This is a genomic window from Larkinella sp. VNQ87 (assembly GCF_049445795.1).
Taxonomy (GTDB): Bacteria; Bacteroidota; Bacteroidia; order Cytophagales; family Spirosomataceae; genus Larkinella.
Genome location: NZ_JBMSDT010000010.1, coordinates 25381 through 46321, shown reverse-complemented (window position 1 = coordinate 46321; position 20941 = coordinate 25381). Strand labels below are relative to the sequence as shown.

The 20941-nt window shown below is 52.3% G+C and carries 17 protein-coding genes; 9 read left to right on the top strand and 8 right to left on the bottom strand.

Translation table 11 applies throughout. The features are described 5' to 3' along the window. The first annotated feature begins 1 nt into the window (after position 1). A complete protein-coding gene (locus tag ACO2Q8_RS18095; protein WP_423346256.1) occupies positions 2-1018 on the top strand; it encodes a GntR family transcriptional regulator in 1017 nt (338 codons plus the stop codon). Here ACO2Q8_RS18095 and ACO2Q8_RS18090 read toward each other — a convergent pair. The 4 genes from ACO2Q8_RS18090 to ACO2Q8_RS18075 form a co-directional block, all read right to left on the bottom strand. Continuing rightward, positions 991-1887 (bottom strand): N-acetylmuramoyl-L-alanine amidase-like domain-containing protein, encoded by an 897-nt coding sequence (locus ACO2Q8_RS18090; RefSeq protein ID WP_423346255.1) that lies wholly within the window; start codon positions 1885-1887, stop codon positions 991-993. The genes ACO2Q8_RS18095 and ACO2Q8_RS18090 overlap by 28 nt on opposite strands. 101 nt (positions 1888-1988) lie before the next feature. Then, the gene (locus tag ACO2Q8_RS18085; RefSeq protein WP_423346254.1) at positions 1989-2393 is read right to left on the bottom strand and encodes a type II toxin-antitoxin system VapC family toxin; all 405 of its coding nucleotides are present in this window, start codon (positions 2391-2393) and stop codon (positions 1989-1991) included. After that, positions 2390-2626, bottom strand: a complete 237-nt coding sequence (locus ACO2Q8_RS18080; RefSeq protein ID WP_423346253.1) for a hypothetical protein — start codon at positions 2624-2626, stop codon at positions 2390-2392. Before ACO2Q8_RS18080 ends, ACO2Q8_RS18085 begins: the two co-directional genes overlap by 4 nt. A gap of 87 nt (positions 2627-2713) precedes the next feature. Next, on the bottom strand, positions 2714-4444 hold the full coding sequence (locus ACO2Q8_RS18075) for an alpha-amylase family protein (RefSeq protein ID WP_423346475.1): 1731 nt from the start codon (positions 4442-4444) through the stop codon (positions 2714-2716). Positions 4445-4703: 259 nt separating this feature from the next. On the opposite strand from ACO2Q8_RS18075, the gene ACO2Q8_RS18070 reads away from it, so the two are divergent. The 4 genes from ACO2Q8_RS18070 (at position 4704) to ACO2Q8_RS18055 (ending at position 10418) form a co-directional block, all read left to right on the top strand. After that, the gene (locus ACO2Q8_RS18070; RefSeq protein WP_423346252.1) at positions 4704-6581 is read left to right on the top strand and encodes a glycoside hydrolase family 13 protein; all 1878 of its coding nucleotides are present in this window, start codon (positions 4704-4706) and stop codon (positions 6579-6581) included. 78 nt (positions 6582-6659) lie between these two features. Further along, complete coding sequence (pgmB, locus tag ACO2Q8_RS18065; RefSeq protein WP_423346251.1) at positions 6660-7319, top strand: beta-phosphoglucomutase; 660 nt, start codon at positions 6660-6662, stop codon at positions 7317-7319. A 12-nt stretch (positions 7320-7331) separates the two neighbouring features. Next, entirely contained in the window at positions 7332-7904 is a 573-nt protein-coding gene (locus ACO2Q8_RS18060; RefSeq protein ID WP_423346250.1) for a DinB family protein, read from the top strand. 174 nt (positions 7905-8078) lie between these two features. Next, positions 8079-10418 (top strand): glycoside hydrolase family 65 protein, encoded by a 2340-nt coding sequence (locus tag ACO2Q8_RS18055; protein WP_423346249.1) that lies wholly within the window; start codon positions 8079-8081, stop codon positions 10416-10418. Between the two features lie 50 nt (positions 10419-10468). Here ACO2Q8_RS18055 and ACO2Q8_RS18050 read toward each other — a convergent pair whose 3' ends face one another. Both ACO2Q8_RS18050 and ACO2Q8_RS18045 read right to left on the bottom strand, forming a co-directional pair. Further along, a complete protein-coding gene (locus ACO2Q8_RS18050; RefSeq protein WP_423346248.1) occupies positions 10469-10915 on the bottom strand; it encodes a hypothetical protein in 447 nt (148 codons plus the stop codon). A gap of 158 nt (positions 10916-11073) precedes the next feature. Next, complete coding sequence (locus ACO2Q8_RS18045; RefSeq protein WP_423346247.1) at positions 11074-11742, bottom strand: hypothetical protein; 669 nt, start codon at positions 11740-11742, stop codon at positions 11074-11076. A 114-nt stretch (positions 11743-11856) separates the two neighbouring features. On the opposite strand from ACO2Q8_RS18045, the gene ACO2Q8_RS18040 reads away from it, so the two are divergent. Then, entirely contained in the window at positions 11857-12999 is a 1143-nt protein-coding gene (locus tag ACO2Q8_RS18040) for a hypothetical protein (RefSeq protein ID WP_423346246.1), read from the top strand. Then, a complete protein-coding gene (locus ACO2Q8_RS18035; protein ID WP_423346245.1) occupies positions 12962-15415 on the top strand; it encodes a hypothetical protein in 2454 nt (817 codons plus the stop codon). The genes ACO2Q8_RS18040 and ACO2Q8_RS18035 overlap by 38 nt, the downstream gene beginning before the upstream one ends. 191 nt (positions 15416-15606) lie before the next feature. Here ACO2Q8_RS18035 and ACO2Q8_RS18030 read toward each other — a convergent pair whose 3' ends face one another. Next, positions 15607-16326 carry a hypothetical protein gene (locus tag ACO2Q8_RS18030; protein ID WP_423346244.1) on the bottom strand — a complete coding sequence of 240 codons (720 nt, stop codon included), beginning with the start codon at positions 16324-16326 and terminating at the stop codon, positions 15607-15609. Positions 16327-16535: 209 nt separating this feature from the next. Between ACO2Q8_RS18030 and ACO2Q8_RS18025 the strand changes: the two genes are divergently transcribed. Continuing rightward, positions 16536-18185, top strand: a complete 1650-nt coding sequence (locus ACO2Q8_RS18025) for a hypothetical protein (protein ID WP_423346243.1) — start codon at positions 16536-16538, stop codon at positions 18183-18185. A 54-nt stretch (positions 18186-18239) separates the two neighbouring features. Next, the gene (locus ACO2Q8_RS18020) at positions 18240-18878 is read left to right on the top strand and encodes a class I SAM-dependent methyltransferase (RefSeq protein WP_423346242.1); all 639 of its coding nucleotides are present in this window, start codon (positions 18240-18242) and stop codon (positions 18876-18878) included. 55 nt (positions 18879-18933) lie between these two features. Here ACO2Q8_RS18020 and dnaK read toward each other — a convergent pair whose 3' ends face one another. Then, a complete protein-coding gene (gene dnaK / locus ACO2Q8_RS18015; protein ID WP_423346241.1) occupies positions 18934-20862 on the bottom strand; it encodes a molecular chaperone DnaK in 1929 nt (642 codons plus the stop codon). Positions 20863-20941: the final 79 nt, after the last annotated feature.

Below are 20941 nucleotides of genomic sequence, written 5' to 3'. Positions count from 1 at the left end.
TATGATTGATCTGAACATTGAATCGCAGTCGAGTGTACCCAAATACCGTCAGATTGTCAATGCGGTGATCCACGGCATCGAGATTGGTAGCCTGAAGAAGGACCAGCAACTGCCGTCGATCAACGAATTGAGCGAGGAGTATTACCTGGCCCGTGATACAGTCGAAAAGGCCTACAACTACCTGAAAAAGGAAGGCATTATTCAGTCGGTCCAGGGAAAAGGCTATTTTATCCGGCGCGAGGGTCCGGGCCAATTGCGGGTTCTGCTGCTGATCAACAAGTTCAGTGCTTACAAAAAAATTATTTATTATTCACTGGTGAATGCGCTGGGGCCCAACGCCGTGGTTGATCTGCGCATTCACCACCACAGTGCCCAGCGGTTTAAGAAACTCCTGGAAGAAAATCTGGGGCAGTATCATTATTACGTAGTTATGCCGCATTTCTACGAAGAAACCAAGCAGGTAAACGTGGTGGAACTCCTGGAACAGATTCCGGCTAACGAATTGATTATTTTGGACCGGGATATTCCGGAATTGAAAGGTTTGCACTCGGCGGTTTACCAGCAGTTCGACCGGGACATTTACGAAGCCCTGGAATCGGGCCTGGATTTACTGGCAAAATACCAGCGGCTGAGCCTGGTGTTCCCAAAAGAGGTTTATTACCCCCGCGAAATCGTGCGTGGTTTTCGCAATTTCTGCGTCCATTACCAGAAAGAATTCGAACTGCTCGACACGCTGACGGGTCGCCAATTGCAATCCGGCACAGCTTACATCGTGTTGGAAGACGGGGATTTGGTCGAACTGGTTCGGCAGGTTAAACAGCGGGGGTTGCAACTTGGCCGCGACATCGGCGTGCTGGCCTTCAACGAAACGCCCCTGAAAGAAGTGCTGGCCGACGGTATTGCCGTCATCTCGACCGATCACGAAAAAATGGGCGAAATGGCCGCCGAGTTGATCCTGGAAAAGCGGCACGCCAAAGTCAAAAACCCATTTCAGTTGATTCGCCGGGCATCTCTGTAAGCCAGGTTTTGCAGCGCGCCCTCTTTCAGCCGGGCCACCCGAATGCCCGAAAACTGGCGGTTCCATTGCACGTATTCGGCCAGCGGTTCGTCCGAAATCACGACCTGCCCGTACTGTGAAGACGCATGGAGTAAGTGAGCACGGGGAACGCCGTTGGCATCGGTTTGCCAGACCACAAAACCGACGTGTTTCATGTCCAGACCCGGCCGCGAAGCCGTCAGCATGATGATATCGCCTTCTTTCAGGCTACACTCGATCTCTTTGATCTGTTTTTTGGGAATCAACCAGAAACTCTGTTGGCTGATAGCCGACTCCACCAGCGCGATTTGCTGGCGGGTTGGCGGATCGGCCAGTTGGGGGTATTTCCAGGTACTTTTGGTCATGTACGAAACCGGCTTCGAGACCTGCATACCACCGATTTTCCGGGTCACGTCCTGCAAGACCCCCTTCTGTTCGTTATCAACCAGCCATTCTGAAAAATAATGAAGCCGACTGGCGAAACCGTCAATCCGACCGTTCCGATACCGGATGCGAGTCAGATTTTTCCGAAAAAGCGGCTCGAATTGCAGCGAATCCCGCTCGTTGGTCAGTTGGTGCCTCGTTAAGGCCAGGGCCAGCGCGGTTTCCAGAAACGTGGTACAGTCGAACACCCGGAAGTTGACCACCAATTGCTCCGTTTCGTTGCCTTCAAGCGTGTGCGCGACGTAAGGACGGCCCAGAAACGACTTGCCGATGCTGACAGCGGTTTCGGCGGGCGAGGCTGCGGGCACCTTTTTCACAAACCGGAACGCCGGTTCGCGTTGGGGCTCCTGGGCAAAGGAAGTAAAAACAGTCAGAAAGGCTACCAGCGAGGTAAACAGTCTCATCATGCAGTCACGGCGGTTAAGAAAAGCAAAACGGTTTTACCCGAAAACTAGCAAAAAATCGACCAAAAACCTATAGGAAACACATTTCCAGTTGGAATCTGCGTTTAAAATAACGTAATTTTTAGTCTCGTCAGGGGTTGGATTCGTTTAAAATCAGAGCGATTAAACGTATATAATTCTTCACAATGACTTTCGGCAATTGCCGTGTGCAGGCAATCATTGATGTTCTGGAACCCAACGGTTTTGGCAAGTTCGATGGCCCGGACCATTTCCATCATGCCATAACCGACGGGATTAAAGGGAAGAAATGCCTGCAACATAGCTTCAATGTCGGCGGGTGTTCGACCGAGCCGGTGTAACACGAAAGCGGTTTCCTGAAGTGACAAAAAAGAAATCAGAAACTGATCGTTGGAAGTAGCCCGTTCGTAAAGTTCACGGGCCAGTTGGTGTTTAGCCGAATCCTGAGGCACCAGGAGGTTGATCAGAACATCGGTATCATAATAAATCATAAATTAACTTCATTCGCCAAATCAGAAAGATTCAATGCCGGATCGACACGCATATTGTTGAATCGTTCAAGCAGCGGTAATGACTTTTTATACAACTCCTTCTGATTAATCGGTTGACTGTTAGTTACTTCTTCAACGGTGATACTGATTTCCTTACCCGCAAAGCTGGCTTTAATCATATCCAGAAAACCGCTGTTTAACGCTTCTACGGGAACTCTGTACGTCACCTGCATAACCAATTGTTTCTTTTTTTACTAAGTTAACATTTTTTCAGATAACCCCGTTCAGCCGGTTTTTCCCAGCCATTGATCGACCGGTTGTTACTTTATCTCCAGCACCAGCACCCCCAATGGTGGCAACTCGACCGGCACCCCGGCCAGAGCTGTGGCTTTCAGCTTTGTTTTTGTCCGAAAAATGTCGGTGAACGAATAGCTTTTTCCGGCATCGAGTTTCAGGGCTTTCCAGGCTTCGGCCGGAATCCGAACCGTGGTCCGGGCGGTTTTCTCTCGGTCGAAATTACAGACAATCAATAACTTCTGTTTGGCCGAATGCCGGAGGTAACTAAACAGCCGGTGTGGGTCGTAGCCCGCACTCTGGCCGTTATTATTGACGTACTGCAAGTCGTAAAAACCGCCCGTCCGGATGGCATCGCTGGTATTGACCAGTTGATTCAGCTGCTGGTAGAATTTCCGTAGATTCTTCTGGTCGTCGGTCAGTTTACCGCCGTCGAACCGGCCGCCGTTGGTCCAGGCCTGGTATTCCGGAATACCCCAGTAATCAAAAATGGTCGTACGGCCGTCTTCGCCCTGAAAGCCCTCGGCCTGCGTCGGGTTGACGCCCACCTCCTGCCCAAAGTAAATCATCAGCGGACCGGTGTGCAACGTAGCCGAGAGCGTCATGGCCGGAACCGCCGTCCACGGATCGCTGGCAAAAAACCGGGAGGCAATGCGCTGTTCGTCGTGGTTTTCCAGAAACCGCAGCATGTGGTTGGCATAATCGCCCGACTCCTGCTGCCACATCCGCGTGATGTCTTCGGCGGTTCCTTTGCCTTCCATCAACCGCCGAACGGCATCGTACAGGCCCACTTTGTCGTACAGGTAATCGAATTTACCGGTAAAAATGTAGTTGCGGTATTGCTGCGGATTGTAGATTTCGGCGATGAAAATGATGCCCGGTTTGGCGGCTTTCACCTGCGGAATGGCCCAACCCCAGAATTCGACCGGCACCATCTCGGCCATGTCGCACCGAAAACCGTCGACGCCCTTGCCCGCCCAATAGAGCAAAATGTCCCGCATCTTGAGCCAGGTAAACGGCACCGGGTCGAAGTTCGGTTGGCGGTTATTCAGGTAATCGACGCCATAGTTCAGTTTGGTCGTTTCAAACCAGTCGTTGATGTCGGGCTGGGCTTTGAACACGTCGTTTCCCGTCGCTTTGGCCGGATTTTCCACGTAGGGCGCGTTGGCCGGTTCAGGCGTAAACACGTTCGGCGGCACCTGAAAGGCCTGTCCGGGCAGGTAATAAAAGTTGTTTTGCGGATCAAAGGCCTTGCCGGTATCATCATCCTCGCCCAAATCCAGCACCCCCGGCGGTTTGGCATCCGAATAATACTGCCGGGCCACGTGGTTCGGAATGAAATCGATGATCACCTTTAGTTCGTTGGCGTGCGAGCGTTTCAGCAAGTCCTCAAACTCCCGCATCCGGTTGTTGACATCCACGGCCAGATCGGGGTTCACATCGTAATAATCCTTGATGGCATACGGCGACCCTGCCCGCCCTTTCACCACCGCCGGATGGTCTTTCCGGATGCCGAACACTGAATAATCAGTCATCAGGGCGTGTTCGATCACGCCGGTATACCAGACGTATGACACGCCGAATTTCTTCAGTTCCTGAAGGGCTATGGCCGTAATGTCGTTGAATTTCCCGACACCGTTTTCATCGCGGCTGCCCCAGGGTTTGTTGGTGGTTTGCTGATTCCCGAACAGCCGGGTGAAAATCTGGTAAATGACAAGTTTGTCGGACTTCGTTTCGTGCGGAGCAGAGGTATCCATGAGTGCCTGTAAGGGTTCCAATGTCCGGTGCCCGGCGGTGGTTAGACCGCCTGCCAGCAGCAAACCGGCGAAGGTTCGTCGGTTTATTAGTGGGGTTTCGGAAGCAGCGGATTTAGTCTTCATGTCCAAGGTACAAATTTATCAATGTCAGCAAAGTCTGTTGAATCGGTTTCGCCAACAAAATTGGAAAGTACTCGTAAAATGTAAACTTTTCCTTTATTTAGGTCTATTTTTAGGTAATATGCTTCCTGCTAACCAGATGAAACGACTGATTTACCCCTTTTCTCTTCTTTTCCTGCTGATCTGGCACCCATCCCTGGCCCAGACGCCCGCCATCCGGCGCATCGACCCGACGAACTGGTGGGTCGGGATGAAAAATCCGAATCTGCAATTGCTGGTGTACGGCCCCAAAGCCGGTTCATTGACCTACTCCATCAATTATCCGGGCGTTAAACTGGTGAAATTCCACCGGGCCGAAAATCCGGATTTTGCCTTTCTCGACCTGACTATTTCCCCTACCGCCAAACCCGGCACCGTGCCGATTGTCGGACAAAGCGGTTCGCAAACCGTTCGGTATGCCTACGAACTAAAAGCCCGCACGACCGGCCCCAAAGCCCAGGGCGTTTCGTCGGCTGATTTCATCTACTTGATCATGCCCGACCGCTTCGCCAACGGCGATCCGTCGAACGATGCGTTTCCGGATTTACTCGATACGAAAGCCGACCGTTCGAGTCCGTACCTCCGGCATGGCGGTGATTTACAAGGGGTTACCAGCCACCTCGATTATTTGCAGGAACTCGGCGTCACGGCCCTTTGGATGACGCCGGTTTTGGCCAACGACGAAGCACTGAAACAGGAAGCCCCTGACCGGATGCAGGCCGGTTACCACGGCTACCATTTTACCGATCATTACCAGATCGACAAGCGGTTTGGCGGCAATGATGCCTACCGGAAACTGGCCGATGCGCTGCACCAGCGCGGCATGAAACTCGTGCAGGATGCCGTCTACAACCACGTCAGCGACGACCACTGGCTGTACAAAAACCAGCCGTTCAAGGACTGGTTCAACCAGTGGCCGACCTACACCAGCAGTTCACACAAAGAACAATCGCTGTACGATCCGTACGCGTCGGAATCCGACCGGAAGCGACTGCTCGACGGCTGGTTTACGCCCTTTTTGCCCGACTTAAACCTTCGCAACCCATTCCTGGCAACCTATCTGACTCAGCATGCCATCTGGTGTACCGAAGCCTTTTTGCTGGACGCCTGGCGCGTCGATACCTACAAATACAACGACCTGAACTTCCTGAACCGCTGCAACCAGGCCCTGATGACGGAGTTTCCGAAAATTCATATTTTCGGGGAAGCCTGGGTCGGGACGCCGGTGGCACAGGCGTTTTTTGTCAAAAACCGGATTGATCAGCCGTTCAAATCGAATCAGCCGGGTGGGTTGGATTTTGTGCTTTACGATGCCACCAACGCGGCCCTGCGCGAGGACTTCGGTTGGGATTCGGGCGTCAACCGGTTTTACCAGGCGCTGACGGCCGACGGTTTGTATGCCGATCCGCAGAAATTGGTAACATTTCTGGAAAACCACGACACCGACCGGTATTTATCCGTCATTGGGGAAAATCTGGCGAAATACAAAATGGGCGTGACCTGGCTCCTGACGACGCGCGGCATTCCATCCTGGTATTACGGCACGGAAGTGTTGATGAAGAACACCAAAAATCCCTCGGATGCCGAAGTACGCCGAGATTTCCCGGGTGGTTTTCCGGGCGACCGTGAGAACAAGTTTACCGCAGCCGGACGCAACGAGAAGGAAAACGATGCCTTCAATTTTGTTAGAAAACTGGCGAATTACCGGAAAAACAACCCGGTTTTGCAGAACGGCAAGGTGATGCAATACGTACCGCAGGACGGATTGTATGTGTATTTTCGGTACGACAATACCAAAACCGTGATGGTTGTCACCAACTCGCTCGACAAGGAAACCACGCTCGAAACCGCCCGGTTTGCCGAACGCATGAGCGGGTTTACGAAAGCCCAAAACGTGCTGACCGACGAAATCCTCAACGGCTTTTCCAACCTGAAAATTCCGGCCAAAACCGCCTGGGTGCTGGAACTGCTTCGGTAAAACCGACCCGTTTTTCGCTGTGATAAGTGCTTTTTTATCGCTTTCTTGCAATGTACAACCTGGCCAATTTTGCACAAAATGCCCGTAAAAGCCTTACTATTTGACCTCGATGGGGTCATTGTCGATACTGCCATCTTTCATTACCAGGCCTGGCGACGCATGGCCAACGCCCTGGGGTTCGACATCACCGAAGAATTCAATGAACAACTGAAAGGTATCAGCCGCACCGAGTCACTCGACCGGATTCTGGACCACGGTGGCCTGTTGCTCTCCGATGAGCGAAAAGCCGAACTGGCGACGCAGAAAAATGAATGGTACCTCGAATTGGTGTCGCAGATGACGCCCGCCAACATTCTTCCTGGTGTTGCGGTTTTCTTTGAACAAGTGAAAGCAGCCGGGCTGAAAACCGCCCTCGGGTCGGTCAGTAAAAACGCGCGGCTGATTCTGGAGCGGATCGGAATGCTGAACGATTTCGACGCGATCATCGACGGCACCAAAATTGTTCGGGGAAAACCGGACCCGGAGGTGTTTCTGAAAGGAGCCGTTGAACTGGGTGCCGAACCGGCCAATTGCGTGGTGTTTGAGGACGCTGTGGCGGGTATCGAAGCAGCCAAACGGGGTGGTATGCGGGCGGTTGGCATCGGCTCACCAGCCGTATTGGCCCAGGCGGATCTGGTTGTGCCGTCGCTGGCGGACCTGACGCTAGCGGAGGTGCTGTCGCTTCCAGGCCTTCACTGATTACCTACAATTATGCAAAAACTCGAAACGGCACAACAGCTTCAGCAACGCATCCGGACGGTTTTGGAAACCGTGGAACGGGAGTTTCGCCCACTGACCGACGAGCAACTGAACTGGAAACCGGACACCCGGCGCTGGAGCATCACCCAATGCCTGCAACACCTGAACCTGGCCGAACGGTTTTATATTCGCAACCTCCAGAAAAAGGTGGATGACCTCGGGCTGATTCAAACCACCCCGCCTGACGAAACGCTAAAAAGCTCGCTGGTGGGTCGGACGTTGCGGTACATCATTGACCCCAATACGAAGATGAAAATCCCGACGGTTTCGTTTCTCAAACCCCGCAACGACCTCGATGCACGGGATGTGATGCGTCAGTTTCTGGAATTGCAACAACTCCTGCACGTGTTGCTCGACAAGGGCGTTTACCTCGACTGGAACCACACGCAGATGATGACGCTGTTCGGAAACTGGCTCAAAATGAACGTCGGCGACGCTTTCCAAATGCTGGTAGCCCATACCGAACGGCACATCAACCAAGCCCTGCGCGTCAAACACGAAGCCGACCGGTTTTTAGCGAAATGAAGCATTTATGGTTTATAGTTCATAGTCTATAGTTCATGGTTTCAGACAAGACAAACTCTTGATTATAATCTACTTATTAAAGTAATTATAAACTCTAAACCATAAAACTGTACCCCGTAACCCTGTCTCACTTTTTAACGTAGCACTAAACCGCCTTCTTTGCACAACCTTCAGATGAAACAGTATTTGAAACACGACCCCTGGCTGATTATTGAAGACAACTTCCACCGCCCTTACAACGAAATTACTGAAAGCGTGATGAGCCTGGGCAACGGCCGAATGGGCCAACGTGGCAACTTTGAAGAAACTTTTACGGGCAAAAGTTTGCAGGGTAATTACGTGGCCGGGGTGTATTATCCCGACAAAACCCGCGTCGGCTGGTGGAAAAACGGCTACCCGGAGTACTTCGCCAAGGTGCTGAACGCGGCCAACTGGATCGGCATTACGATCAACATCGACTACGAAACGCTCGACCTGAACACCTGCGAAGTCCGCGAGTTCCGGCGGGTGCTCAACATGCAGGAAGGCTACCTGGAGCGTTCCTTTATCGCTACGCTGAAAAGCGGCCGGGAACTGGAAGTATACACGAAGCGGTTTTGTTCGATTGTCGACGACGAAGCCGGGGCCATCCGCTACAGCCTGAAACCGCTGAATTTCGACGCCAAAATTACCATCGAACCCTATATCGACGGCTCGATTCGGAACCGGGACTCGAACTATGACGAAACATTCTGGGACGAGGTTCGGAAGGAAACCGGCTACGGCGAGGCTTTTATCGAGTTGCGGACCCGCAAAACCGGTTTCCACGTTTGTACGGGCATGTGTGTGGAAATCGAGCAGGACGGCGGCCGGGTCGATTTTCAGTCGCAACCGATCCGGCAGGAGAAATACGTCGCCAACCGCCTGACGCTCGACTGTCGGCAGGGGCAGGAAACCGTCATTTACAAATACGCCGTCAACCTTTCGTCGCTCAATTACGACACCGACCGGATTGTGGCCGAAACGCGAAAATACCTCCAGCGGATCACGGCCAAAGGCTTCGACCGAATGCTCATTGAGCAGCGGCAGGCCTGGGCCGACAAGTGGAAAGTGAACGACATCACCATTGAGGGCGACGCAGCCGCACAGCAGGGCATCCGGTTTTGTATTTTTCAACTGAACCAGACCTATACCGGTGAAGACGAGCGACTAAACATCGGCCCGAAAGGCTTTACCGGCGAAAAATACGGCGGCTCGACCTACTGGGACACCGAAGCCTATTGCCTGCCGTTTTACCTGGCGACGGCCGATCAGAAAGTGAGCCGAAATCTGCTGTTGTACCGCTACAAACACCTCGAAAAAGCCATCGAAAACGCCAAGAAGTTGGGTTTTAAGGCTGGAGCCGCGCTGTATCCGATGGTGACGATGAACGGCGAGGAATGCCACAACGAGTGGGAAATCACTTTCGAAGAAATCCACCGGAACGGCGCGATTGCCTACGCCATTTACGATTACGTGCGGTACACGGGCGACGAAATGTATCTGGTCGATTACGGTCTGGAAGTACTCATTGCCATCAGTCGGTTCTGGAGCCAGCGCGTCAACTGGTCGGAGGCCAAACAACAGTACGTGATGCTAGGCGTAACGGGGCCAAATGAGTACGAAAACAACGTCAACAACAACTGGTATACCAACTACCTGGCCGCCTGGACGCTGCGTTACACCGTCGAAACCGTCAACCGCGTGAAGGAGCTTAACCTGGCGAAATTCAATGAGTTGTGCGACCGGATTCATTTCCGGGAGGAAAAGGAAATCGCCACGGCGAAACACATCGTAGAGAACATTCACCTCCCCTACGACGAAAACCGGCGGGTGTTTTTGCAGCAGGAATCGTTTCTGGACAAGGAGTTGATGCCGGTTTCCGAGATTCCGAAAGGCCAGCGACCGCTCAACCAGCACTGGTCGTGGGACCGGATTCTGCGGTCGTGCTTCATCAAACAGGCCGACGTGTTGCAGGGGATTTACTTCTTTGAAGATGAGTTCGATCGGGAAACGCTTCAGCGGAACTTCGACTTTTATGAACCGATGACCGTTCACGAGTCGTCGTTGTCGCCCTGCGTGCATTCGGTGCTGGCGTCGTCGCTCGGGCTGACCGAAAAAGCCTACGAAATGTACCTGCGCACGGCCCGGCTGGACCTCGACGACTACAACAACGACACCGAAGACGGCTGCCATATTACTTCGATGGCCGGGAGCTGGCTGGCAGTAGTGAAGGGCTTCGGCGGTTTCCGCATCCGGGATAATCAGGTGGTGTTGAACCCTTACTGCCCCGCAAACTGGCAATCGCTGGCCTTCAAGCTCCGGTTCCGGGGGGCGCTGCTGGAAGTAAAGGTTACACAAACCGATGTGACGGTAGAGAACTTTTCGGACAAAACCGCCGACATTGAGTTATTTGGCGAGTCGTTCGGGCTGGAAGGGAAAAGCCGGAAGTCCGTGCCCCGACCAACGGTTAATGACCTGACTGAAAGCGAGTAAAAAACCAACCGGCTGGTTTGTGGTCAAACCAGCCGGCCATTCGCCCTCGATCACGCTTCCGTTTGCTGAAGCGCCAGGTTATCCAAGGCCCTGAACGACAGGCTTTCCGCCCCTTCGCCAGTGGGTTCAAGCCCCGTGGTCAGCTTAAAATTCGTGATGTAATAGATCAACGGATTGGCTTCGTTGTAGTCAAACTGGAAGTAAACCGGAGTTTCGTTTCGCAACATATCGTAATAGTACTGAAACTCCGAAACCGGTAACCAGATGGCAACCTGCTGATTGAACGACGTAGCCCCACCGTAATAGCCAACCACGGCGGTGGTGAACGAGTTGAACGAGGTGGCAAACGCCAGCGTGACAGTGATCGTCAGGCCGTGGTACTCCGGCGCGGTTTTCAGGATGATCACCCGTTCGTAAAACGTAGAAACCGGCGTACCCGAGCGCCGGATGGCGGTGCTGACTTCGTACTGCGTGATTTGCTTGCGAATCGTTGCCATAAGGATGTGGAGTTTAGAGCATTGACTACGAGCAAGATAGGCAAGATTTCCGCAGCTTTGTTCTGCTTCTGAGCCAAAGGGCTTTCCGAAAACCGCTCCGGCATCCTGTAACTTGATTTCGCTTATTTTCCGGTCATCACTTGTTCAGTGTCATGTGCTCACTTGTTCTTCTGCTCTTTTTTTCCCAGCCAGATGTCCAAGGTTGCCTGAATGGTCGGCGACCAGCCCCGGCGGTAATTGATCACCGAATTGCGTTTATCTTCCCAGGTCTGGTTATCGTTCGTCCAGTAAAAATCGTTCCAATACGACACATTCCGGGTTGTGTTCTGGGCTGAAAAAAGTTTAAACAGATGCTGATAGCCAATGGCACCAGACAGGGAAACGTGGCGCGTCAGGGTGATTTTGCCACCAAATGAAAACTCCGGTGCCACCGTAAATCCACGGATGCGGAGGGAGTCGCTCGAAATCGAGAGGGTTGCTGGTTTGGTCAGTCGCAGAATGGAGTAGTCAACTAGTACCCGTGATGATACAAACAGGTTGATCCAGCCATTTTGCAAGTCGATGTATCGCCGGTAGCCGAGGCCCAGTTTCACGACCGTGATGTTTTTCGTTCGGGCTGGGGTAAAGAAGGAAAACCGTTGCCCAGCGTTTGTAAATGAGCCTGAAAGTAGTACGCTATTCAACGGACTCACATACCACTCATACTGAACCATCTGGTATTTGGGATAAACGACCCCAAGGGGTGAAAAGGAGAATTGTTGCCGCTGTGCATTCAGCATGCCGGTCAGTCCTGCGAAAAAGAAAAGAAAGAGGTACAGCTTTTTCATTGGTTTGGCCGTAAAGATCGATTGCGTGGGATAGAATGTAGGCAAGTTAAGGAGTCATTTTTTTGGAATGCGCAATCGTATGAACATTATTTTAAAGTTACTGACTTGTGTGTAATGCAGCGAACTGGCTGTCTGCTAATCGATGTTGCCTCACCTGTTGTACGTCAATCCAAACTGAACGACTTACTTTGCATTCGGATGATCCTAAAAGCCACGTTGGATACCGTTTTGTTGCGCATCAATGCCATTAGCCGGGTACTTGCGGCTATGCTGTTGTGTGTTTCCTGCGAAAAACCGCAGCCGAAACAACTCACTCCCGCTTTTTATTTTTGGCAAACCACCTTCCGACTGGCTCCTAACGAACGAAAATTGCTCCATCGGCTTGCGGTTCAAAAGCTGTACATCCGGTTTTTCGATGTCGACTGGGACCCGGCCACGCAAGGGCCCCAGCCCAAAGCCGTCATCCGGTTTGCCGAGATGCCAAACGGCTTGTCGCTCGTGCCGGTCGTGTTCATCACTAACCAGACATTGATCCGCTGCCCGGCATCGGCTATTCCAACATTGGCCGAAAATATCGAACGGAAGATTAGACTGCTCAGGCGGGAAAACCGTATATCGATTAACGAAATTCAACTGGACTGCGACTGGAGTGCATCGAGCCGGTCGAATTATTTTCGGTTGTTGCGTGAAATAAAAAAACGGTTTTCAGGCACATTGTCGGCCACCATTCGGCTGCACCAGATCAAGTACCCTGACCAAACCGGCATCCCGCCCGTCGACCGGGGCATGCTGATGGTGTACAACATGGCGGACTGGAAACGCCCCGCCACCCGCAATTCGATTTACGATCTGGAGGTAGCCGGGCGGTATCTCGGTTCGCTGAATGCCTACAAACTGCCCCTGGATGTGGTATTGCCCCTGTTCCGGTGGACGGTCGTGTACCGCAGCAACCGGTTTTTGACGTTTCTGAACAACGTGGACGCTTCGAAGCTCCGGGTGATTCCGGCCCTGAAACCGGTGGCCGAAAACCGCTTCGAAGCCCAACGTGACACGACGGTTTTTGGCTTTTCCGTCCGGCGGGGCGACCTCTTCCGCGCCGAATCCGTTCAGCCCGCCGACCTGGAACAAGGACGAGCGGTTTTGTTATCAAAAATTCCCAATCAAAAACTTACATTTGCCCTCTATCACCTTGATTCGACTGTAACATCGCCGTATTCCGATGCGTTTCTCCACTCTCTTTTCCGGCCGGGTCCGTAGTGTGCTGTTGTCGCTGGCCATTCTGATCGGCTTCGCCTGTGGTCCCAGCACCTCCGACCTGAACGAGTTTATGAGCTTTTTCATGCCCGAAAGCAGCCGGGCCTCCGCGCAGGATCAGATTTATCATTTTACCCCACAATTGTACCGCTACGACGATAATTACGATACCGACGAAGACACTATGCAGACTGACCAGAACATCCTGGCCTGGGATGCGTATGCCAAAGGGAAAGTCGCTCAAACTGACATCGGTGCCGCGCTTTACAACCGCGACATGGGAGCCTCGAACGGCCTGGTTCGGTGGGCATCGGCTTCGAATCCGGCGGCTCTGGAATACCTGAATCTAGCCTGGCGGGTAGAAGAAGCCACGCCCCAGCCGGTCAACCGCTGGGAAGTCGACTCGGCGCGACTGGATACCTCGACGGCTCCGCTCCGGGCTTTGCTCGACGAAGCCAAAGCGGGCTACACGGCAACGTCCGACGGTTTTCTGAAGGAACGCTACGCTTTTCAGGCCGTGAAGCTGGCCGCCATGACGAAGCAATACACTCAAAGCCTCACGCTGTACGATCAACTAATTAAACCGCTGCCCCGGAAGACGTTCCTGAGCGACTGGGCTCTGTGCCGGCACGCCGGGGCCACAATGGCGCTGGGCGACACGGCGAAGGCCATCTACGAGTTTGCGCAGGTGTTCGATCGTTGTCCGTCACGTCGGCGCGAAGCTGAGGCAAGCCTGCGGATCTATGGCATCCGGTTTCGGGAGAAATCGCTAGAATACAGCCAGAACGATCGCGAAAAAGCCGCCGTATACGCCCTGTGCGCCATTCAGCCGAAGCAGGACGCCCTGCCATTTTTGAAAGAAATGGTTCGACTAAATCCGAAAAATCCGCTCATCGAACTGGTGATGGCGCGGGAAATCAACCGCAACGAATATTTCTTTTTCCAGGAAACCGCCCCCATTTACGCCTACGACGACGCAAGCCGGGCCGACTCGCTGCGGTTTCTGGAGCGTAAAACCGAAGCCCCGACTTATTTCCAGCAACTACGCGATTTTGCGCTCGAATCGGCCGAAAACAAGGCGCTGGGCAACCCGGCGTTCTGGTATACGGCCACAGCGTACCTGGACTACTTGACCAAAAATTACGCAGATGCCCAGAAACACCTCGACCTGGCCGGTCAGCAACCGACCGACAACCCGGTTTTGAAGAAACAGATCGTGCTCGAAAAGATGCTGCTGCTAACAGCTCAAACCGACAAGGTGACGCCCGAAGCGGAGAATCAGTTCATCGGCTACCTGGAGCAGTTTGGCAATTCGGCCAATTTTTACCTGACCAACGCCTTTGTCGAAACCTGCAAACAATGGGCCACGAAATACGGCTACGGCAAACCTACTCCGGCCGAATCAGGCGGTTTTCTGAGCGGTTGTTTCCGGTCGAAAGGCTCACCCGCCGACGGAGCCAATACCGCCAAAGGCTTTCTGCTTACGGCCCTGACATCCTACCAGCTAAACCGGGGCGACGGGTATTTCGACAGCCAGTCGGATTTGTACGACATTGAGGACACCACCTCAGCCGCTACAGTGCAGCAAGTCGTAAAGTTTGCGACCAACCCGAATTTGAACGACTTTGACCAGCGATTGCTGAAACTGACCGGTTTTTCGACCGACGCGCTACACCTGCTGCTCGGTCGGCGGTTGCTGGCCGAAAACCGGTACGCCGAAGCTGCCGACGCTTACGCCAAAGTCAGTCCGAAAACTTGGAAAGCCGAACCGTTCAGCCAGTACTTTACCATCGACCCGTTCGCGGTCAAGCTCACGGCCAAAAATGAGGGCGACTATGCACCGAATCCGTACACACCGGATGCGTTTCTGAAAAAAATGGTCGAGTTAGAAACGCAGGCAAAAACCGCATCGGGCGATCAGGCGGCCGAACGATACTATCAATTGGGATGCGGGGCCTACAACCTGAGCTGGTTCGGGAATGCCTGGATTCTGGTACGGGCCCGCTGGAGCAGTGGTGAACCGGTTTTTAGCCATTACACCTACCGGCAGGTGGCAAAAGGCGACCGCAATCAGGCGCTGGATGCCGTGGCGCAACTGGATTATTACAGCAACCGCTCGGCCAAAGCGTACTTCGAAAGAGCCATCACGGTCGCCAAAAATCCCGAACTGGCCGCTAAAGCCTGTTTCATGGCCGCCCGCTGCGACGAAAACGCCTTCCGAACCCGGCACGAACTGGAGTGGGCCAAACGCAACTATTCGGCGGATATGGAGCCGTTCGAAGCCGAAATGAAGCAGCTCCGGCGCGAGCAATACTCTGGTTTTCTGGCAAAACTCTCCCAAAATTACCGGCAGACCCGATTTCACAACGAAATGATCCGGGAGTGCGCTACGTACGCGGATTTTGTAGCCGGAAAATGAGACACACCGTGGCAGCGGTTACCCAACTCTATGAGGGTGTTAGAAACTGTCTAAAAATTGGACTTTGAACGCTTAAATCATCCCCCAACCCCTAAAGGGGGCTGAAACATCCGGATTTCAAAAGCCCCTTTAGGAGGTTGGAGCAAAGCGAAACAAGGAAAATTATAAAATTTACACAGTCTCTTGGTCATTCACTTTTTCTTAAACCGCTCACCAAAGTAGAAATTCAGGCCACCCGCTATATAGCCCCATTTGTCGTGGCTATTGGTTCCGTAGTGGTTCCCTTCCGTAAAGGCCGGTCCGGTAGCCTGCATAACCCCGTTGTTATTATCCAGCGTGGCATCCAGTTTATCAGTCCGCACGATGTTGAACCGCACATCGCAAAAGATACTCACCCGCCGAGCCAGGGCCGTCGATCCGCGCAACCCGAGGACGTAAACCAGTTCGTGGGTGCGTTTGACGCCCGCCTTACCGCGTGCCTCAATGCCGTCGCGCGACCGGTGACTGCCCTGGTTGTTCGTCACCCGCTGCACCCGCCCGGTCGTCAGGTCCCGCGCTTCGGCCCGAAAAAAAAGCAGCCCGGCCCCGACATAGGGCCGGATTTCGTGCAGGCTTCGTTCCTCCTTAAACCAGTCGAGGACGTCCACCGAAGCTGTCAAAGCCGCCTGAATAAACCGGGTTTTGGCGCTGGAATTGTAGTATTCTTTCTGTTGGGCCAGCAACGTCCCGGTTTCCACCGGTGTTTCGATCGAGACGGTTTTATACACAGGCAGAATCAACAGTGCCCCCCCAAAGCCGCCCGTCAGCGGTTCGTTCAGATCTCCGAAAAGTTTGGTAAAACCGCCCCGAATCGCAAAACTGGCCGGATGTGAATCGGATTGGGACTTCGGGATTCTGGTTTGTGAAAACACAGGAAAGGCATTAATTCCGCACAAAACCATGATAATAAATAACAATAAACATTTTTTCATAATAGATATATTTTTCTTTTATCATAAGACGGTCATACCCTTAAAAAGTTATCTCTAACGGCAACATTTCTGCTTGTTTTCTCCTAAACATTTTGTCTAACCGTTGGCTATCCAGTACATTGCAGGTGATTATTCCTTCATTAGATGGCATGAAACACCTTTTTACTTTTCTATTAGCCAACTCTCCTATTTCTTATCCGGGCAATTTGCACACTGCGCTCATTGAATTTATCAAAGCCATTCCGTCTGTCCAAAAAGTCAATCTGACTGTTAAACTTTCGCTTATTATTTGGTTATTCTGGCTACTCCAAAAATCAAATTATAAACCTTCATTGCGAAACCTATTTCTACTTACTTGTGCTCTTATTATTTTAATTTTTCGGTTACCCTATACCCTATTACCAGAGCAAAATCTGGATGAAAGCGTATATATTGCAGGCACTGGTGTTCTTTTAAATGATCCCAGAATATGGCAATCGTTTGACTGTTTAACTGTTGGTCCACTAAACTCCTACTTCCTCTCCCTTTCTTATTGGCTGTTCGGATCGGTTAACTACACCACTATACGTATCGTTGGTATTTTATTTTGTTATATCCCCAGTCTCATCTGCCTTTTTTTTTCAGTTAAATATCTATACAATGTCCGTCTAGCCTACTCTATAACAGCCTTATATGCTCTTTTTTGTGCTTCGCTTACGCTCTTTGACTTTACCGGTTATAGCTCCGAGCTAATACCTCACCTGCTGTTATCGATCGAGTTACTTTGCTTCTCGGCGGTCCTTTCCGGTCGTAGTTTTCGTTATGCCTATGGGCTATGTCTAGTAGCCGGGTTGATGCCCTATGCTAAACTTCAGGGCGTTCTTATGGCCGGAATAATTGTGTTATTTTTGTTTATAGAAGTTCGAAAACAACTCAGTGTTCAGAAGGCCGTTGCTTTGATCACCTGTGGTCTAGCGCCAACGGCGCTCCTTTCTATTTACCTAGCGGTCCATTCATTATTCATTGATTTTATTTACTCGTATTTACTATTTAATGCCGAATACAGTGGCTCTCTAAGTGACATGAAGTGGTGGTTGGTTCCTAATCTTATTGTGGATTCACCGGACATTTCGCCCTTCTGCCTTAGTATCGTTTTGATCCTTGCTATAGGCTTAGCTAGTCTACTAATCAAGGGAGTACCTTTTCAACGAAAACTTATTGTTTATTGCACTTTGTTATTGGCAGTAATTTGGTATTCGGTGATTAAACCAGGACAGTCTTTCAACCACTATTTAGTTTTTTTCTTTTTCCCATTTTTCTGGAGTTTAAGCATAGTTCTGGGCGAATTTTTAAACCAGACTCCTCAACGTTATTCCCTGCTACTGATCACTATTTTCAGTTTATTTGCAGCCTTCACCGTATGGCCTTTACGCACGAAAAATACCGGAATCGAGTATGCCTTGCATTTCAGTTATCAACCCGACCCGCTGGTGGCAACCGTTCAGAAGCTGGCCCGTCCCACGGACCGGATGAGCATTTGGGGTCACGGGAACCTGGCTCATTTGTATTGTTACACGTCCCTGCTACCGGGAACCCGGGATGTATTTGCATCCCGGCAAATCAATCCCTCCTCGCTGCAGTCGTATTTTATTTTGCGGTATGCTGCCGATCTTCACCAGAATCACCCGCGGTTTATTCTGGAAGATGATCGTTACGAACCGTACCAGATCCGGTTGGAAACGGTTTTTCCGGATTTGAATCGGACGTATCATCTCCAGGCTCGCAACGGATCAATTAATATTTATATCCGGAACGATTAGACCCTTTCTGCGGCAGTTCCGTTATTAGGGTAAAATCAAAAAACCGTCTGGCCCATGACCCAACTCCGGGCTACCGATTCCGGCTTCGATGGGATTGCCTCGTTCTACGACTTCCTTTCCCGGCTCGTCTTCGGGAACGCTCTACTAAAAGCGCAGTCCCGCTGGCTGGACTTGCTTCCGGCCCGATCAACAATCCTGATTTTCGGAGGAGGAACGGGTTGGCTGCTGGCCCGACTACTGGCAACCTGCGATCCCCGGAAAATCATTTACCTTGATGCCTCACCCAAGATGATTTCAATGTCACGGAAGCGGGTGAAGGACGATCCCCGCGTGGATTTCCGAATCGGAACCGAAACTTCTGTTCGCTCGAACGATCGGGTCGATGTGGTGATCACCCCATTTATCCTGGACCTTTTTTCGGAGAACCGGCTGAAAAACCGGATTTTGCCGCCCTTGCTCACGGCCTTGCGCCCGAACGGTTGGTGGCTGTGCAGCGATTTTCTACCCCCGCGTCGCGGGTGGCAACGGCTGTTGCTGTGGAGTCAATACCGGTTTTTTCGGACAGTTAGCCGGATCGAAGCCCGTAACCTGCCCAACTGGGTTGGTATGTTAAATGACTCGTTGACACCGGGAGATATACAACCTTTTTTTGGAGGGATGATCGGAAGCGGCTATTGGCAGAAAATCGGGTAGGCACAAAAAAAGCCAGCGTGCAAAACACGCTGGCTTTCGATTGTAGTTGAATTGATTACTTCACTTCTTCGAACGGGACATCCGAGACGTTGTCACCGGCGGTCTGACCGGTTTGTCCGTTGGCTGAACCGTTGCCGTTCGCGAAACCGTCGGCCGGGTTCGGTCCCTGCGCACCGGCGGTGGCGTTATACATCTCCTGCGAAGCGGCTGCCCAGGCGGCATTCAATTTCTCAACACCGGCATCGATGGCGGCTGCGTTCCGGCTGCTGTGAGCCGACCGTAATTCGCTCAGCGCCCCTTCGATGGCGGATTTATTCCCTTCCGACAGTTTATCACCGTATTCTTTCAACTGTTTCTCCGTTTGGAAAATCAGCGAGTCAGCCTGATTGACCTTGTCGATCAGTTCACGCTCGGCTTTATCAGCGGCTTCGTTGGCCTTGGCTTCTTCGCGCATCCGGGTGATTTCGTCATCACTCAGACCGCTTGACGCTTCGATGCGGATTTTCTGTTCTTTACCAGTTCCCTTGTCGCGGGCGGTTACGTTCAGAATCCCGTTGGCATCGATGTCGAACGTCACCTCAATTTGCGGAATCCCACGCGGTGCGGGCGGAATACCGTCGAGGTGGAAGCGACCGAGGGAGCGGTTTTGGCTCGCCAGGGGCCGTTCGCCTTGCAGGATGTGAATTTCCACGCTCGGCTGGTTGTCGGATGCCGTCGAGAACGTTTCTGATTTTTTCGTCGGAATCGTCGTGTTGGCGTCGATCAAACGGGTCAGAACGCCACCCATCGTTTCGATCCCCAGCGACAGCGGAATCACGTCGAGTAGCAGGACGTCTTTCACCTCACCCGTCAGGACACCACCCTGAATAGCAGCACCCACGGCCACAGCTTCATCCGGGTTGACGCTTTTCGATGGTTTTTTGCCGAACAGTTTTTCCACCTCGTCCTGTACTTTCGGAATCCGGGTTGAGCCACCGACCAGAATCACCTCGTCGATCTGGCTGGCCGACAGACCCGAGTTTTTCAAGGCCCGGCGGCAGGGTTCGAGGCTCCGCTGAATCAGCGAATCGGCGAGTTGCTCGAATTTCGCGCGGCTCAATGTCCGCACCAGGTGTTTCGGAATCCCGTTCACCGGCATGATATACGGCAGGTTGATTTCCGTCGAGCTGGAGCTTGACAATTCAACCTTCGCTTTTTCGGCGGCTTCTTTCAATCGTTGCAGGGCCATCGGGTCCTGCCGCAGGTCGATATTTTCGTCGTTTTTGAATTCCTGCGCCAGCCAGTCGATGATGACCTGGTCGAAGTCGTCACCTCCGAGGTGCGTATCGCCATCGGTTGATTTTACTTCAAACACGCCGTCGCCCAATTCCAGAATCGAAATATCGAACGTGCCGCCCCCGAGGTCGAATACGGCGATTTTCATGTCCTGGTGTTTCTTGTCCAGACCGTAAGCCAGGGCGGCTGCCGTCGGTTCGTTGATGATCCGTTTCACGTCCAGCCCGGCAATCTGACCGGCTTCTTTAGTAGCCTGCCGTTCGGCGTCGTTAAAATAAGCCGGAACCGTGATAACGGCTTCCGTTACGGTTTGTCCCAGGTAATCCTCGGCGGTCTGCTTCATTTTTTGCAGAATCAGCGCCGAAATTTCCTGCGGAGTATATTGACGATCGCCAATCCGGACGCGCGGGGTGTCATTGGGTCCCCGTTCTACGGAATAAGCGACTGAGCTAATTTCTTTTTGAACTTCGTTATAGCGTTTTCCCATGAACCGTTTGATCGAGGAGATCGTGTTCTTGGGGTTCGTGATGGCTTGCCGCTTGGCCGGATCACCCACCTTGCGTTCGCCATTGCCGTTGTCCATGAAGGCCACAACCGACGGGGTGGTCCGACGGCCCTCGCTGTTAGCGATCACCACCGGCTCGTTGCCTTCCATAACCGCGACACACGAGTTGGTTGTTCCTAAGTCAATTCCTATAATCTTTCCCATGATACGTTTAGTATGTCCTGCTTTTAGTCGTTTGACAAACTTCAGTAGCCTATTGAACAAGACCTATGCCAGCCCCGCT